Genomic DNA, 17,521 nt, shown 5'->3' with positions numbered 1-17,521 from the left:
GAAATGAAAAGAATTTGAATGCTATGGAGACCACTTTTTTGAAATCAATTTTAGATAATGATTTCTACAAATTTACAATGCAGCATGCTGTAATTAAGCTTTTCCCAAAAGCAAAAGTCCGTTACGGATTTATCAATCGTGGTAAACATATTTTTCCGGCAGGTTTTGCAGAACTGCTGCGTCGATCAGTCGATGCGATGGCTGATTTAAGACTCACAAAAGATGAGAAAAGTTATCTGGCACATTATTGTCCTTATCTTGATCCTACTTATTTAGATTTTCTGCAGGGATACAGATTTGATCCTTCTGAAGTACAAATTAGTCAGGAAGGATCAGAAATTAAAGTTACGGTCGAAGGGTTTTGGTACCGCACTATTTTATGGGAGGTGCCTTTAATGGCTCTGATTTCGGAACTGTTTTATAAGTCCAGTCATTTAATACGTTTAAATGATGATGCCATAAAAAAACTCACCAAAGAGAAAATCGATAACTATAATAAACTAGGCGTTTCGGTTTTAGAGTTTGGCACCAGACGCCGTCATTCTTATGAGGTTCATAATCTGGTAAACGAAACCTTAAGAACATACGGCAGTCAGAGTTTCATCGGGACAAGCAATGTACATTTTGCAATGATTAATAACCGCAGGCCTCTGGGGACACATGCACACGAATGGTTTATGTTTCATGCTGCGCAGTATGGTTTCAAAATGGCCAATTCTGTAAGTCTGGAACACTGGACACAGGTTTACGGCGGCGACCTCGGAATTGCTTTAACAGACACTTATACTACCGAAATATTTTTTGATCAGTTTGATAAAAAATACTCAAAACTTTTTGACGGCGTCAGACATGACAGCGGCGACCCAGTCGAATTTGCACAAAAAGTAATTTCGCACTACATAAAAATGGGAATCGACCCAAAATCGAAAGCGATTGTTTTTTCGGATTCACTCAATTTTGATAAAGTAAAAAAAATAACAGATTTTTGTAAGGACAAAATCAAAATGTCGTTTGGGATAGGAACAAACTTTACAAACGATGTTGGACTTCCGGCGATGAATATGGTTATAAAACTAACCGAAACAAAGCCTGATAATACTCATTGGCAGGGAGTTGTAAAATTGTCTGACGAAAAAAACAAAAATACGGGAACCCCCGAAATGATTGCGCTGGCGAAGCAGGTACTGGGAATCAAATAGTATTTTTTTGCTGAAAAAGCAGTTTTTTTATAATTTTAGCGTCCGTTTTATTTTAAAATCAATTTAAATAGATTTTAAACTGTTATTATTCATAACAAAAAAGAAATACGCTTTCATTTTTTACCGATAAATGGTACATTAGCCAAAAATCCTTAATTCATTTATGCTAGAGCAAAATCAATATACCGAAGATAATATTCGATCACTCGATTGGAAAGAACATATCCGTATGCGTCCGGGGATGTACATCGGAAAACTTGGAGACGGATCTGCTCCGGATGATGGTATTTATATTCTTTTAAAAGAGGTTTTAGATAACTGTATCGATGAGTTCGTTATGGGATCGGGAAAAACTATCGAGGTAAGTATTAAAGATAAAACGGTTACAGTTCGTGATTACGGACGTGGTATTCCGTTGGGGAAAGTGGTCGATGTAGTTTCGAAAATGAACACAGGAGGAAAGTACGATACAAAAGCTTTCCAGAAATCAGTAGGTTTGAACGGTGTGGGAACAAAAGCCGTAAACGCACTTTCTAATTTTTTCCGTGTAGAATCAGTTCGTGAAGACAAACAAAAAGCGGCTGAATTCTCTGCCGGTAACCTCGTTTTAGAAGAAGATATCATTGAGACTACAAAACGTAAAGGAACAAAAGTAACTTTTACACCGGACGAAACGATTTTCAAAAACTATAAATTCCGTATGGAATATGTGGTGAGAATGGTTAAAAACTATTGTTATCTAAATAATGGTTTGACGATTATTTTTAATGGAGAAAAATACTATTCAGAAAATGGTCTTCGTGATTTATTAGAAGAAACAATCAATGCAGAAGATCTGGAATACCCTATTATTCACCTGAAAGACCACGATATTGAGGTGGCTTTAACGCACAGTAAAACACAATACAGCGAAGAATATCACTCTTTCGTAAACGGTCAGAATACAACACAAGGAGGAACGCACTTAGCGGCTTACCGTGAGGCTGTTGTAAAAACAATCCGTGAGTTTTACAATAAAAATTTCGATGCATCAGATGTTCGTAAATCGATTGTAAGTGCAATTAGCATTAAAGTAATGGAACCGGTTTTTGAGTCTCAGACCAAAACAAAATTAGGTTCTACAGATATGGGTTCTGATGATGGAACTCCGGCAGTTTCTGTTCGTACTTTTGTTAACGATTTTATCAAAACAAAACTCGATAATTACCTGCATAAAAACCCGCCTACAGCCGAAGCTTTACTACGTAAAATTCTACAGGCAGAACGTGAGCGTAAAGAATTATCAGGAATTAGAAAACTGGCAACAGATCGTGCTAAAAAAGCCAATCTTCACAATAAAAAACTAAGAGATTGTCGTGCGCATCTTCCTGATACTAAAAACCCAAGAAACTTAGAAAGTACGCTTTTTATTACCGAGGGAGATTCGGCTTCCGGATCAATCACAAAATCGCGTGATGTAAATACACAAGCGGTTTTCAGTTTGCGTGGTAAGCCTTTGAATTCATACGGAATGTCTAAAAAAATTGTGTATGAAAACGAAGAATTCAACTTGCTTCAAGCAGCATTGGATATTGAAGACGGATTAGAAAAACTACGTTACAACAATATCGTAATCGCAACCGATGCCGATGTCGACGGTATGCACATTCGTCTGCTTTTAATCACATTCTTTTTACAATTCTTCCCGGAATTAATCAAAGAAGGGCATTTGTATATTTTGCAGACCCCGCTTTTCAGGGTTCGTAACAAGAAAGAAACGATTTACTGTTATTCTGAAGAAGAAAGAAAAGACGCAATCGAAAAATTAAAACCAAAACCAGAAATCACACGATTTAAAGGTTTAGGAGAGATCTCGCCAGATGAGTTTAAGAACTTTATTGGAGATACTATCCGCCTTGATCCGGTTATGATGGACAAACATACTTCGATTGAGCAGTTGTTGTCTTTCTACATGGGGAAAAATACACCAGACAGACAAGATTTTATTATCAAGAATCTGAAGGTTGAGATTGATGAGCTTGAAGAAGCTTAATTGAACTGTTTTGTATGAAGAAAATCTTTTATTTATTTATTATTGCTTTGAGTGTAATTTCTTGTTATGATAAAACGTCAAAGAACTCGACAATAAAAGAAGGGATTCCAATTGTCAAATCAGTGAGTAAAACAATTCATAAAAGAGAATTTCCAATAAAGAATTTTTCTAAAATTGAAGTAGTTTCTTATTATGACAGGATAATGTGGGATACTTTAGAATATAAAAAGGAGGCCCCATTTCGTAAAGTTTTGGTAGACAATTATCGATTAACTTTTGATAGTACAAAAATACAAGAGAGAGTCATTTTAAATAAGACAGAAGAAAAAGAGCTTCTTAATTTATTGGTTTGTGATACCTGTGTTCCAGAAGAGTTATCTGCAGCATGTTATAAGCCAAGGCATATGATTTTGTTTCGAGATAAGAAAAACAGAATTATTGGTTATGATGAATTTTGCATCGAATGCATTGGTTCAAGGAACTCTGATAATTTAAACGGATTCCAAAAATATTGTTATTCGGATATGCAAAAACTACTGGAGAAATTTGGAATAACTCTTTTTATTGAAAGTGGTGATGAAAAAAGAGTTCAAGAAGAAATTGATTTCATAGAGAATATTCGAAAATCTAAATAATAAAAAATACTGAAAAAAATTCAGCATAAAAAATGAAAGACGAAGAAGACGATAACATAATTCCAAACGACGACGAGAATAATCAGGATGAAAGCCAGTTTGATGACAATCAAAGTGGAGATGATGATGAGATTATCAGCGTAGATGCTAAACATTTTGAAGGACAGCATTTTTACGAAAATCAGGAAGAAGAAGGCGAAGACGTTATTACGAAAGTAACCGGAATGTACAAAGACTGGTTCCTGGATTACGCTTCGTACGTAATTCTGGAACGTGCCGTTCCTGCTATCGAAGACGGATTTAAGCCTGTTCAGCGTCGTATTATGCACTCGTTAAAAGAGCTGGATGACGGTCGTTATAATAAAGTGGCCAATGTAGTAGGGCACACCATGCAGTATCACCCACACGGAGATGCGAGTATTGGTGATGCAATGGTACAGATTGGTCAGAAAGATTTATTGATTGACTGCCAGGGAAACTGGGGAAATATCTTAACTGGTGACGGTGCGGCGGCGCCCCGTTATATCGAAGCACGTTTATCTAAATTTGCTTTGGAGGTTTTGTATTCTCCAAAAATTACCGAATGGGGATTATCGTATGATGGTAGAAAAGCCGAACCGATTAATCTTCCTGTAAAATTCCCATTGCTTTTAGCACAAGGGGCAGAAGGAATTGCAGTAGGTTTATCAACGAAAGTTTTACCTCATAATTTCAACGAATTAATTGACGCTTCGATTAAAATCTTAAAAGGAAAGCCGTTTACGCTGTATCCTGATTTTATGACGCAGGGTATTGCTGACGTTTCGAATTACAACGACGGAATGCGTGGCGGACGTGTGCGTGTGCGTGCTAAAATTTCGCAGTTAGACAAAAATACATTGGTGATTACGCAGATTCCGTTTTCTACCAACACTTCGAGTTTGATTGATAGTATTTTGAAAGCCAATGAAAAAGGTAAAATCAAAATCAAGAAAATTGAAGATAACACTGCCGCTGATGTTGAGATTTTAATTCATCTTTTCCCGGGAGTTTCTCCAGATAAAACAATCGATGCATTATTTGCTTTTACGGCTTGTGAAACATCTGTAGCGCCTTTAGGATGCGTTATTGAAGATAATAAGCCATTGTTTATCGGAGTTTCTCAAATGTTGAAAATTTCAACTGAAAGAACAGTCGATTTACTTCGTCAGGAATTAGAAATTCAATTAGAAGAATTAAAAAATAAATGGCATTTCTCTACTTTGGAGAAAATCTTCATTCGAGAAGAAATGTACATTGACTTCAAATTATACGGAGACAGAGAGTCGTTATACAAATACTTGTATGATAGATTCGAGCCTTTCAAAAAATCGTTTGTGAGAGAAATTACAGATGATGATTTGCAAAGACTGACTCAGATTCCGATGATTCGTATCACTCGTTTCGACTCTGATAAAGCTGATGAATTGATCTCAAGATTAGAGGAAGAAATGAAAGAGGTAGAATACAATTTAGAACATCTTACCGATTTTGCGATTGCCTATTTTACCAAATTAAAAGAGAAATACGGAAAAGGACGTGAACGCCAGACAGAACTTCGTGTTTTTGATAACGTTGAAGCGACAAAAGTAGTTTTGCGTAATACAAAACTCTATGTAAACAGAGAAGAAGGTTTCGTTGGAACGAGCTTAAAGAAAGACGAATATGTAGCAGATTGTTCTGATATTGATGATGTAATTGTGTTTTTACGAGATGGGAAAATGATGATTACCAAAGTCGATGCTAAAACCTTCATTGGAAAAGATATTATACATGTTGCCGTTTTTGATAAAAGCGATAAACGTACCATTTACAATATGATGTATCGTGATGGAAAATCGGGTCCATCGTATATAAAACGTTTTAATGTTACCGGAGTAACCCGTGATAAAGCCTACGATTTAACGAATGGAACCAATGGTTCTCAGGTAGTTTATTTTTCGCATAATCCTAATGGAGAAGCTGAGGTTGTAACTATATTATTGCGTCAGGTTGGAACAATAAAAAAACTGAAATTCGATATTGATTTTGCTAAACTGGCGATTAAAGGCCGAGGATCAAAAGGAAATTTGGTAACCAAATATCCAATCAAGAAAATCGAATTAAAAGAAAAAGGAATTTCGACTTTACTGCCAAGAAAAGTTTGGTTTGATGATACGGTAAAACGTTTAAATGTAGATGCAAGAGGAGAATTGCTTGGAGAATTTAAACCAACTGATAAAATTTTGGTGATTAGCCAGTCTGGTAAATTAAAGGTTATTATTCCGGAATTATCGACTCATTTTGAAGAAGATATGATTGTTCTGGAAAAATGGAAACCTAAAAAACCAATTTCTGCGATTTACTATGATGGTGAAAAAGAACGTTATTTCTTAAAACGTTTCCTTGTTGAAAACGAAGGTAAAGAAGAAAGTTTTATTACGGATCATCCAAATTCGCAATTAGAAATAGTATCTACAGATTATCGCCCTGTAGCACAATTGGTTTTTGCAAAAGTAAAAGGAGTTCAAAAAGACGATCTTCATGTCGATGTTGAGGATTTTATAGCCGTAAAAGGTTTTAAAGCTTTAGGAAACCAATTAACAACAGATAAATTAAGACAAGTTAATTTATTAGAGCCGCTTCCTTATGAGGAGCCTGTAGAGGAAGTTCCTGAAAGACCGGAAATCTCAGAAGATGATCCTGTTGAAACTGAATTAGATGATGATGGCCAAATAGGTTTGGTTTTAGACTAGAATAAATGAAAAACGCTAAGATTGATTTTCTTAGCGTTTTTTTTATAGATGTCAATTAATTTACGACTGAAATAATTTCTTCTTTATTCCATTTTACTTCATTATTCTCAATTACTACCCAAACAATATCTCCATCTTTAACTTCTCCTGAAATTAATTTCTTTGCCAAAGGTCTTCTCAAATGGCTTCTGATAATACTTTTAATAGGTCTTGCTCCGTATTTGGCATTAAATCCGTTTTCGGCAAGATAAGTTTTAGTCTCAATTGGAATTTTAACTTCGATGTTAACGTTTCTTAATAAATCTGTAAATTCTTTTTTTAGATGAATATCAAAAATCTTAAGGGCATTTTCTTTACTGATAGGCGCAAAAGGTACAATCTCTGTTAAGCGCCCTAAAAATTCAGGCCGGAAATAATTAGTCATAATTTCCATTAAAGAATTTGAACTCGGAATTTGTCCATTATTGAATGTCTCTACAATATGATCAGCACCAATATTTGATGTAAAAAGAATAATGGCATTCGAAAAATCACCTTCTTTTCCTAAACGATCATGAAGTTTCCCTTCATCCATAATTTGAAGAAAAACATCAAAAACAGAAGGATGTGCTTTTTCAATTTCATCGAATAAAACTATCGAGTAAGGTTTTTGTCTGATCTTGTTTACCAACAGTCCGCCAGATTCATAACCCACATATCCGGGAGGTGCTCCATAGAGTAATGCTGCAGAGTGTTCTTCTTTAAACTCGGACATATCAAATCTGATAATGGCGTTTTCATCCTGAAAAAGGAATTCTGCAAGACTTTTGGCTAATTCTGTTTTTCCGGTTCCTGTTGGACCAAGGAAAAAAAACGAAGCAATTGGCTGTCCGGCTTTGCTTAATCCTGATCTTGATTCTAAAATAGAACCTGCAACCGTGGCAATGCAATGATCCTGACCAATAACCCTTTGGTTTAAAACTTCTTCAATCGTATTAAGTTTGTTTTTCTGCTCTTCATTAAGTTTAGCGGCCGGAATTCCGGTTTTTTGTGCAATTACAAGCGAAAGATCAAATGAATCAATATGTACTCGTTTGTCCAGAGCTCTTTTTTCGAGAGTATTTAAAAGATTTTCTATATGATCCAGGATCGATTGAGAAGATTCGAATGTTTCCCGATTGGTTTCTTCATCTTCTGCAATCATTAAAAAGGCTGTTTTATTAATTAAATCAGTTAAAAACCAATTACATTCTTTAATGAATTGTTCTTCGTTTAAATTGGTTTTATTTAGTTTTAAAATTTCTAATTTATTAAGAATCGATTCTTTTTCTTTTAAGAATGTTTCTCCCGAAGTTTTTAAAACAGACATGGTGTGATCGATCAGATTTATTGCTGATTCCGGAAGACTTTTTTCTTTTAAATACCTGCGGGAAAGTCGAATAGATTCAGAAATGGTTTCATCATCAATTTTTATTTTATGATGTTCCTTATAGGATTTAATAGATTCGCGAATCATTCGGAACAAAGTTTCATCATTAGCTTCTTCCAGTTTTACGATTTCAAACATGCCTGAAAGTCCTTGCTCTTTTTCGATTCGTTTAGAAAATTCATCAATTGTTGAAGTTGCAATAATATTTAAACCTTTTGTCAATTCACCCTGAAGTAAATTTGATGCCCCGGAATCTCCATTTTTGTCTAATAGAGTGTGTATTTCTTCAATAATTAAAATGGCTTTAGGAAATTGTTCCAGTTCCTGAATACAGTTTTTTAATCGGTCTTCAATTTCACCTTTGTAAGAAGCGCCGGCAATTAAAGAAGACAAATCCAGTTCAAACAGCTGTACTTTGTTTAAAACATCCGGAACCTGATTGTCTATTACATTTTGAATTAAAGTATCAATTAAAATGGTTTTTCCAATCCCGCGGTCACCAATCAGCAAAACATTTGGTTTAGAGAATCGGCACAATATTTCTTTAATGCTATTTAACTCAGCTTCACGGCCAATGGCAATACTTTTCCTTGATTTTTTCTCGAAATTCCTGTGCCGACAATATTTGTCCAGAAAGCCTTTTTTAATTTCATTTTTGGAGCTTAAAACTTCTGTAGGATTGTGAATGTTATCTGCCAGTAATTCATTTCTCGAAATCGGGAAACTTTTCATTTGATCAAAATTGAAACCAACTCCCGGAGAGCTTAATGCAGCGATAATAGCGTACAAACTTATTTCCTCTTCATTCAAAATAATTCTGACAGAATCGGCTTCTTTAATAATCTGATCAATACTAGCGGCCGGTTCAGTATTTAGGACATTTGTGGTTTTAGGCTCTTCTTCAATACGCACTTCTGCCCATTCATCAAGAAAATATACATCTTTGCCCATTGCTTCCAAACGCTTCAATAACGATAAATCCCGATTCAGGATAGCTTTTAATAAATGCGAAGCGCTATAATATTTGTTTGAATTATTTTTGGCAATCTTTTGAGCAATTTCAAAAGCTCTTGATAATTCTGTACTAAATATATTTTGTTCCTGTTCCATAATTTAATCTTTTACCCAGATTAGATATTTTTTTACTTTGTAGTTTATCGATAATCCTTTTACGCAGTTGCTGGTTTTATCTTTATTTAATCTAATAGATTCGATTTTTATTTTTTTTCCTTTAATACCGGCGCATAATTGTGCAAAAGTCAGTAAGTCATTATCATTTTTTACTACCGGAATTTCGAGATCTTCACATAAAAAATCAGAAAAATCATCCTTTACTTTGCTGCCTTCGGCAACTTTATTTAAGAGAATTTCAAATTGGTCCTCGGATATTTTTGGTGCTTTTTTAATAGGTATAACGGTGTCATTTTGAGTCTTGTTTTTTGGTGCAACCGGTACATATTGCAGCATATCTTCGAGCGGATCTTTTTTTGCAGAACCTCTTGGTAATGAAAAAGTTTCGGCTTTCTTTTCATAAACGTAAGAGGTTACATCCAGCGGATTTGTTTTCTTGATAACCCTTGGGTGCACATAGATTACTTTTTTTGCAACGCGGCTAAAATTACCATTAATGACCAGTGTGATCGTTTTTTCGCCCGGAGAAGAAAAAGTATATACAGGATTTGAAGAAATTTCATCTATCCCTCGATTTTCTCCAAAACTCCATTCCCATGTTTTCGCATTTTCTGCATGAGCATAAAAATAAGTAGGTTGTCCCACTGTAATAACTTTAGACGATATTATTTGAGGAGTTCCAAGTTTATCAAGTATGTATTTGTCTTTTATAATAAGTTCACGTGTGTGTGTACATTCTCCATTTATTGTAAGGGCTACAATATATTTTCCAGGTTTTTTATAGGGATGAAAAGTGTGTTTTCTGGTATCAGAAGATGTTCCGTCGCCAAAATCCCATTTCCAGGATTTTGCATTTGGAGTTTTGTCATAGAATTCTATGGGTTCCTCGCTCTGAAAATGATCTGCTAAAATGTAAAATTTTGCATTATCACAATCAATATGTTTAAAGAACTGGATGAGGAAAATAATCAATCCAATTAATAAAGAAATTACAAAAACAGCAATGACTCTAAGTTCAATTTTTTTTATATTCACTTTGATTATATTTATAAGAAATAGAATACAATATTATGATATTATTTTTTAATAATGTGAAATATTTACTACAATATTGCTTTTTTATTCAAAAAAGAATAGCTATGTTTGTGAAGCTATACTTACAAAAAAACCTACATAATGAAACTGAAAACTATTTGTTTTGAGAGAAAAATAAGCCGCATTATTACATGTTTGGGATTTGTATTTGCTGCAGCTTTTGTTTTGAGTTCCTGTTCTAATAAACAATATGTGTCGCAAATTCCATTTAAATATGACTATTCTTTAGATCTGCTCAAAAAACAAGCTAAGATGGAAGAAACTGGCTTAAAGAATAAGACTATCGTAAATGATAATTCTGAGAATTTAAGCGATGAAATATTGTACTTAAAGGAAAAATACTCCATTGTTTTGGCTGTAATGCCTAATAAGATTACCAATTATAAACTTTATTCTTATTTTGATAAATGGGTTAATACTCCCTATCAGGAAAAAAGTTTTTCTAAAAAAGGAATCGATTGCTCTTACTTCCTGCAATCCCTGTATAGCGATGTATATAAAGTTACGCTTCCTAAAGATCCGGCAGGAATGTGGAAATCTAAATCTATCCAGATTTTTACCGGAAGAGCTTTTCTTGCCGAAGGGGACCTTGTTTTCTTTAGATATGATAAAGATCATCCAATTTCAGATGTTGCACTTTATCTGCACAATGATCGAATCTTGGCCTGTACAGACAAAGGATTAGGTATTTATAATTTTAATGATGAGTATTTTCAATTACGGTATATAGGAGCAGGACGAATAAATGAAGACACAAAGAAAAAATAAAAAAAGCCTTGAAAAGTTACTTGACGAAATTGAAAATATACCTTATGATATTCGGGCAGAAATTATTGCCAATGAATTGATTGAACAAGATGAAGTCGCGCCAGACGAAATTACGATTTTAAATCAGGGGCAGTTTTCAAGGGCTTTTAGAGGTGATGTTTTAGGAGCTGTAATCCAGGATGATAATTATGTTAGGCAAGATTACCTGACTTTGTTATTGTCACGAGATAGTATGTATGATGCCCTGCCGGAAGGTTTTGTTCATAGTCTGCGCGAAAATAACGCAGATAAATCGGTTCATCAGATGATTAAAGAGCATAAGCATCAAAAAAAACAGGAAAATGAAGCAAGGAAGTTTTTTGCGCCTTTCGAAAATGAGATTTTTCATTACAGAACAAAAATTGAAGCCGTTGAGCGAAACTTTTTATACCAGCTCAACGGAAGTAAACCTCTCGAATTTTTCTATGATTTTTGGGGATTATCCCATTTTTATCCGCCGGTTTTGGTTTCAAAGTTCATACAGCTGCTGCCTTATGCGTATAAAATTGTAGGAAACATTGATTTATCCTGTCGCTGTTTAGAAAGCATCATCGAAGAAAAAGTAGTTTATAAAATTACAAGTTCTAAAGAATACAGTGATGAAAAGGAAGAAATAAAGCTTGGTGAGAATAGATTGGGAGTCGATTTAATCTGTGGCAGCAAATACATGGATTACTCGATGAATTTAACAATAGAAATTGGTCCGATTATGAATAATTCCTTAGAAAATTATCTTCATGACGGCAAGATTAAAAAATTTATAGACTGTTTTTATGAGCATTTTTTTCCGATGGAGGTCGAGCCAAAAACAATATTGGTATTAAATAAAGAAACAGAAGAATTTAATTTTAATAAACAACCTGTATTAGGGTTTACAACACGAATTTAAAAATGATAAAAAAGCATTTATTATCACTCATTGATGTTAGGCTGATCGTCTTTTTGGTATTGATTATTGCACTCTGCGGAATCCTTACTTTATTATTTAGTGATAAAGTCAGCGATTTTGCCGCGAAGTATAAAAAAGGGTTTTACATCTATGTTTTTTCTTTTGTACTTATTTACGCCTTAACGGCCTTTTTGGGCAATAACAAATTGTTTGTCGAAGTATCAAACGAGTTTAAGTTTTACCAAATTGTCTCTTTACTGTTTGGAGTTTTAAACATTTGGTTATATCGAGGGTATTTTATGAGTTTTAATACCAAAAGCATGTGGATAGAGCTGCTATTTTCGTTATTGGTCATGCTGTATTCAAGTGTGCTTTTTGCTATAATTTATACAGCATTAAACGGTATCGATCTAACGTTTTTAATGTGCACGCATTTTATTGCATTTATTGTGCCTACAGCATTTTATATTGTATTTGATTTGATGATGCAGATACCGCCTAAAGAATATGTTACATGGAAGATTCCGGAAAGAAAAAATCCTTTTCCAGAGATAGAAAATGTTCAAATGAAGGATTTGTTATTGATAACATTATTAATCCAGAAAAAAGAAAGTGATACAAAATATACCTCGATAAGATCAAAAGGTCCCGTAAGAATTGATTTTGGAGCCCTTTTTTATCATACCGTTAATGGATATAATGAACATACTGCTGATAGTAAAATTGATCTAAAACAAAATGGAGAAAACTGCAATTGGGTATTCTTTTTACAGCCTAAATGGTATGAGACTGCCAAATACATAGATGCAAAATATACTTTGGGAATGAATGGTATAACTGAAAATTCAGTCATTATTTGTAAAAGACAAAAGATGAAAGAAATTACAGAAACAAAAAAAGAAGGAAAAGACCCGGAATTTATGTTTGAACCTAAAGTTGAAAAGAAAGAATAAGGTTGAAGTTTAATACAGCCGCGATAATATGTATCACAAAGATAAACCAGACGGATCACCATACGATCAGTTTCGTACTTATAAAATCAAGAAAGGAGACACCCTTGCGAGTGTAGCTCGTGATCTTGGTGTAGAGGCTGATGAACTTAGATGGTATCATAATATGTATTGTGAAATTCCTGATTTGATAGAAGCAGATTTTAAAAGTTCTTCTGAGTTTTTGATTCTGGCACCGGAAAAATATATTGAAGAAAGAAAAGAAAAAGAAAAGAAAAAAGATCAAAAAGTAAGTTTAGCAAGTAATTATAGACTGCCATTTGCGGCAGATAAAATAAATGAAAGTTACAGGGTTAAATACACATTTGAAATTAGCGATCAAATCGATGTAACAGAAATGGCAATAAATGTAAAATGGCTCGCTACAGATAAAAATAGATATAGCCTTTTTGAAATTACAAGAAGTAAAACTATTCATGTCAATGGGCTGCCTCCTCAATTTCTGATTGAAAAACTCGGAGCAAAAAGTGCAGAGGTAGTTTATCCTCTAAAAATTGTGGTAGACAAATTTGGTAAGTGGGTCGATATTTTTAATTATGATGAAATTGAAAGTCGTTGGGGAAAGATAAAAAATGAAATTCTAGATTATTATGAAGGCGAATTAACAGAAGTTTATATCGATCATATAGAAAAAAACTTAACAGATTCAGATACCTTATTAAGATCGCTTCGTTCAGATTATTTTTTCAGAACATTTTTTAATGGAATCCATGTTGGGTATACAGCGGATTATTTATTTAAAAATGAAGTTTCCTTTCCTTTAGAGGAAGACGAAGAAGCTATTTTTGAAGTTACGCAAAAAATCACTCCTTTTTTAGATGAAGATGGTTTTATTAAAGTAGATCAAAAAGGCGTTTATATGGATTCTGGCTTAGGGATTTTATACGGTTATACCTCTTCAAAAGTGAATTATAGCGCAGTTTACTTTCTAAATTCAGAAACTTATACAATTGAGAAAATGAATGTAGAATGCAATATTTTATCAAATGAACATATAAAGAAAACTATTGAAATTAAGCTTTTAGAATAATAAAAAAGATAATAGTTTAAAATTCTAGGAATATCAGGGATTGTTTTGACATTAAATGAAGTAAAGTTATGAGTGAAAAACATGTAGTAGTACAAGGAGCAACTTTAAAATGTAAGTTTAGCGTAGAATCTAAGTTAGATACGCTTAAAGTAAAAACACAAAGTAAGCATTATGCTAATGATAAAGGAGCTGAAAGCAAACTCATAGCAACCGATAAAGAAATTGGGCAGACATTAGAGAAGAATACTTTTGGTAAATGTAAAATGCAGCCTAACGGAAGTGGAGATTATTTGCCATGTCAAGCAGTAATTACTAAATGGAGTGGTTTTTATGAAAAAGTTACATTATCTAATAAAGGAAAAATTTTACTGGAAAACAGTAAAGGAACTTGCCCTATTGGGGGGACTGACTGTATTGAAGTGGATAAACACGGACAAAAAGCAGAATTGAACAAACAGAATTTAAAGAATGCCAAATCTGAAGTTCTAAAGCAAATAAACCCAATGGTAGATATAAAAGAGCTATTCGCAATCGAGCATACAGACGAAGGAATAATATATAGTTAAAAAATAGTTTCATTATTTTCTAAAAGTATAAAAATGGCAAAGGGAGTAAAAAAAATAAAGTGGGTTGGACATAGTGGTGCGCTAAGAAATTTTAGTTTGCCGAATAAAATACTTTGCATCAAACCAGATCAAACAGCTCCATTTATGGTTGATGAATGGTATAGCGAAACCACAGAGGAAGAAAAGAGAAGAAATATCACATGGCTATGGATGGATCAGAAAAAGAAAAAGATTTTCAAGAAAGAAATAAGATCTGCTGGTGCTCCTTTCGGTGTAAACCTGCCTAAAAAATTATGTGGGTCGTATGCTTTTTATCTGGAAGCTAGTTTGTATGGTAGACATGATAGTAATGCAAACACTGGACTGCATGTATATGGAAAATGTGAAAAAAAAATAACTTCTTCATCTTGGAGTAAAAAAGAAAATACGGCAGATAATAGTGAAATAAATTATGGACATGACCTATTTGTTTCATTAGAAACGGAAGGTGTAAATGGTGATACACTAACACTGGAATCATATAGTGCAAAAACAACAACATCTATACAAACTGTAAAAGTAAAATGCGTAAATGGAGCACTTAAGGCTAAGTTTACAACTATGTCTTGTTTTATGGCAGTTCCAGGTTTGCCTAGCGATTTAGAAAATTTTTATGTAAAAGTACTAGACATCACGGGAGAATATCTTAAAAACGCAAGTGGAAGTGACAAAATACTTTCTTTTACTATAAAAAATAAAAGAGTAATGCCTGTATTTGAGCCACCAACAAATACAACTCCTTTAACTATTGTTAACACTCCTAAAGAGGAAGTACTAACAACAGAAGGAATTATTACGGCATACTTTGCTAAAGAAGAATTTTCGTTGGAAACAGAAGAGGTTGCCGACCAGCACGAATATAAATTTAAAAATAAAAACGCCAATATTGACAAAGATAAAATTGCTGCGATTATTAAGAAAAATGTAGATCCACAAGTAAAAGCAGATAAAAAGTATGCCAAACTTGATGATATTAAAAATGCGCTTACAGAGAGTACTTATGAAAAAGGAACTTCTATTTCTTTTAATTTGTACAAGTTAGGAGCAAACTTTATAAAGATAAATAGTGCTCCTTTAGAAGAGGAAGTGTATATCGTTGCAAAAACATTTTTATTAGATGGAAAAGAAGTATCTATTACAATAAAAGAAAAAGAGACCATTCTGATAGACGCAGATGCAAACGTACCTGTTTTGGAAGCTAAAGAAGATGGAGTAGAACTTACGACACTAAAAGCAACTGTTGAAAAAGGCTTGGCAAAAGTAAAAATAAAGCTTCGTCCGAAGGCTGATGAAGATTTGAAAGAATGGAAAGAAAAACTTCTTAAAGGGAAAAAAGAAGAATCTTATACCTACACATTTAAAAATGAAACCGTAATTACAGATAGCAATAAAAAGCAATTTGCAACAATAATATTAAACAATGCAAAAGAAGGAAAACAAGGCAATACAAAGATAGTAGCCGGAAAAACAGCTTATGTAGATGATGTAGAAAAAGCATTAAAAAGCCAAACTTACAGCGGTGGCACCACAGTTAGTTTTGATATCTATAAAACACAAACGGAAAGTCTGTGGTTAAAAGCCGAGTGCCAAGGTGAGACTGTTAAACATGAAAAGGAATTTTTGAAAAGAGATGGAGAGTATTTTGTAATTGGGAAAGGGGAATGTCCGAGGTGTGAGGAGGCATTGACTTTAAAACACATAGAAGATTTATTTGGAGTTCATAGACGTTCTACAGCATTTAGAGAAGAAGTTGTGAAGTATCTAAATGAATTTATCAAACAACGAAAAAATACAGATAAACCAATACATCTAAATACATGTTTACGTAAAGCACATTTTTTTGCGCAAGTGGGCGCAGAAACATCAGGTATAAATACAGATTGGATTATTGAAACCGATGTTATACCATACACACCAACAAATATTCGAAATACATCCATATTTGGAAATAGAAGTGGTATGTTAGAAAGACGTGGTCAGATTGAAACTTTTTGTGATGAAAGACCTCAAAAAAAGTTACTAAGCTTTTTATATGCAAATGAAAATGGAAATGGAAATGGAAATGGAAATGAAGCCAGCGGCGATGGCTATAAGTATCGAGGACGAGGATTAAAACAATTAACAGGCAAGGATAATTATATTAATGCGTCAACAACATTTAAGGAGATATTTCCAGATGAATATATAGATTTAGAAGCTAATCCTGATAAAGTTCAAGAAGCAAAATATGCTGTTTTATCGGCTATAGCTTATTGGGAAAAACACGAGATTTGGAAAACCGCTGATACCCTGAAAGAATCTACTGAAGACAATATTAAGAAAATTAGAAGAATGGTAAATGGAGGCTTAGCAGGTTGGAGTGATGCTAAAAAATTCTTTGAAAAAGCTTTACAAGTATTTAAAGTAAATGAATGCAGTCCAACAAATAGTTCATCCGAAGAATGGCATGATCCAGTAGATAATCCAATGTTATGTTTATACTCTCAAGGGGGAGGTGCTAAAAAACCTTGGCATGGCTCATTTGGACCAACAATTAGAGATGGTGTTACTAAACATACTGGGATGGACTTATTTGCAAAACCAGGAACGAATGTTTATTCATGCGTAAAAGGTGAAGTTGTGAGAAGCGAAATTAATAGCAGCATGTTTGGTGAATTAATTGTAATAAAAGTAATTGATGAAGAAACATTTAAATCAAGAAGAAAAAATCCTTTTGTACTAAAGTATTCGAATAAATCAGAAGTTGAATTACAGAATTTTGATCATAATGGGCCATTCTACCTTGTTTACGCTCACTTAAAAGAAAGAAAAGTAGAAATAGGAGATATATTGTAAATGCTGGCAAAATTATTGGATTAACAGGAACTTCTGGAGAAAATGGAGTACCATTTTCAACAAAAAACCCACATTTACATTTCGAAATAATG

The 17,521-nt window shown here is 33.6% G+C and carries 12 protein-coding genes; 10 read left to right on the top strand and 2 right to left on the bottom strand.

Annotation, left to right across the window (positions count from 1 at the left end):
* The first annotated feature begins 23 nt into the window (after window positions 1–23).
* The 4 genes from pncB to OZP11_RS06800 all read left to right on the top strand — a co-directional run bounded on the left by pncB (window position 24) and on the right by OZP11_RS06800 (window position 6,619).
* Window positions 24–1,199 carry a nicotinate phosphoribosyltransferase gene (gene pncB, locus OZP11_RS06815; protein ID WP_281234473.1) on the top strand — a complete coding sequence of 392 codons (1,176 nt, stop codon included), beginning with the start codon at window positions 24–26 and terminating at the stop codon, window positions 1,197–1,199.
* A 163-nt stretch (window positions 1,200–1,362) separates the two neighbouring features.
* On the top strand, window positions 1,363–3,231 hold the full coding sequence (locus tag OZP11_RS06810) for a DNA topoisomerase IV subunit B (protein WP_281234472.1): 1,869 nt from the start codon (window positions 1,363–1,365) through the stop codon (window positions 3,229–3,231).
* 14 nt (window positions 3,232–3,245) lie between these two features.
* Window positions 3,246–3,866, top strand: a complete 621-nt coding sequence (locus tag OZP11_RS06805) for a hypothetical protein (protein WP_281234471.1) — start codon at window positions 3,246–3,248, stop codon at window positions 3,864–3,866.
* A 32-nt stretch (window positions 3,867–3,898) separates the two neighbouring features.
* On the top strand, window positions 3,899–6,619 hold the full coding sequence (locus OZP11_RS06800) for a DNA gyrase/topoisomerase IV subunit A (RefSeq protein ID WP_281234470.1): 2,721 nt from the start codon (window positions 3,899–3,901) through the stop codon (window positions 6,617–6,619).
* A gap of 55 nt (window positions 6,620–6,674) precedes the next feature.
* Here the strand turns inward: OZP11_RS06800 and OZP11_RS06795 are convergent, their stop codons facing one another.
* Entirely contained in the window at window positions 6,675–9,137 is a 2,463-nt protein-coding gene (locus OZP11_RS06795; protein ID WP_281234469.1) for an AAA family ATPase, read from the bottom strand.
* A 3-nt stretch (window positions 9,138–9,140) separates the two neighbouring features.
* A complete protein-coding gene (locus OZP11_RS06790) occupies window positions 9,141–10,193 on the bottom strand; it encodes a PKD domain-containing protein (RefSeq protein WP_281234468.1) in 1,053 nt (350 codons plus the stop codon).
* Between the two features lie 141 nt (window positions 10,194–10,334).
* On the opposite strand from OZP11_RS06790, the gene OZP11_RS06785 reads away from it, so the two are divergent.
* The 6 genes from OZP11_RS06785 to OZP11_RS06760 all read left to right on the top strand — a co-directional run bounded on the left by OZP11_RS06785 (window position 10,335) and on the right by OZP11_RS06760 (window position 17,429).
* Window positions 10,335–11,021 carry a C40 family peptidase gene (locus OZP11_RS06785; protein ID WP_281234467.1) on the top strand — a complete coding sequence of 229 codons (687 nt, stop codon included), beginning with the start codon at window positions 10,335–10,337 and terminating at the stop codon, window positions 11,019–11,021.
* Window positions 10,999–11,949 (top strand): hypothetical protein, encoded by a 951-nt coding sequence (locus OZP11_RS06780; protein WP_281234466.1) that lies wholly within the window; start codon window positions 10,999–11,001, stop codon window positions 11,947–11,949. The genes OZP11_RS06785 and OZP11_RS06780 overlap by 23 nt, the downstream gene beginning before the upstream one ends.
* Before the next feature lie 2 nt (window positions 11,950–11,951).
* Window positions 11,952–12,902: a TssN family type VI secretion system protein gene (locus tag OZP11_RS06775; protein WP_281234465.1), complete on the top strand. Its 951-nt coding sequence runs from the start codon at window positions 11,952–11,954 to the stop codon at window positions 12,900–12,902.
* Window positions 12,903–12,930: 28 nt separating this feature from the next.
* Window positions 12,931–13,989, top strand: coding sequence for a LysM peptidoglycan-binding domain-containing protein (locus OZP11_RS06770; RefSeq protein WP_281234464.1), 1,059 nt, complete (start codon window positions 12,931–12,933; stop codon window positions 13,987–13,989).
* A 68-nt stretch (window positions 13,990–14,057) separates the two neighbouring features.
* Window positions 14,058–14,555: a DUF4280 domain-containing protein gene (locus OZP11_RS06765; RefSeq protein ID WP_281234463.1), complete on the top strand. Its 498-nt coding sequence runs from the start codon at window positions 14,058–14,060 to the stop codon at window positions 14,553–14,555.
* A gap of 33 nt (window positions 14,556–14,588) precedes the next feature.
* Window positions 14,589–17,429 carry a hypothetical protein gene (locus tag OZP11_RS06760; protein ID WP_281234462.1) on the top strand — a complete coding sequence of 947 codons (2,841 nt, stop codon included), beginning with the start codon at window positions 14,589–14,591 and terminating at the stop codon, window positions 17,427–17,429.
* Window positions 17,430–17,521 lie beyond the last annotated feature (92 nt).

Source organism: Flavobacterium gelatinilyticum, from assembly GCF_027111295.1.
Taxonomy (GTDB): Bacteria; Bacteroidota; Bacteroidia; order Flavobacteriales; family Flavobacteriaceae; genus Flavobacterium; species Flavobacterium gelatinilyticum.
Note: the sequence above shows the minus strand (reverse complement) of the source record. Positions and strands in the feature narration are given on the sequence as shown.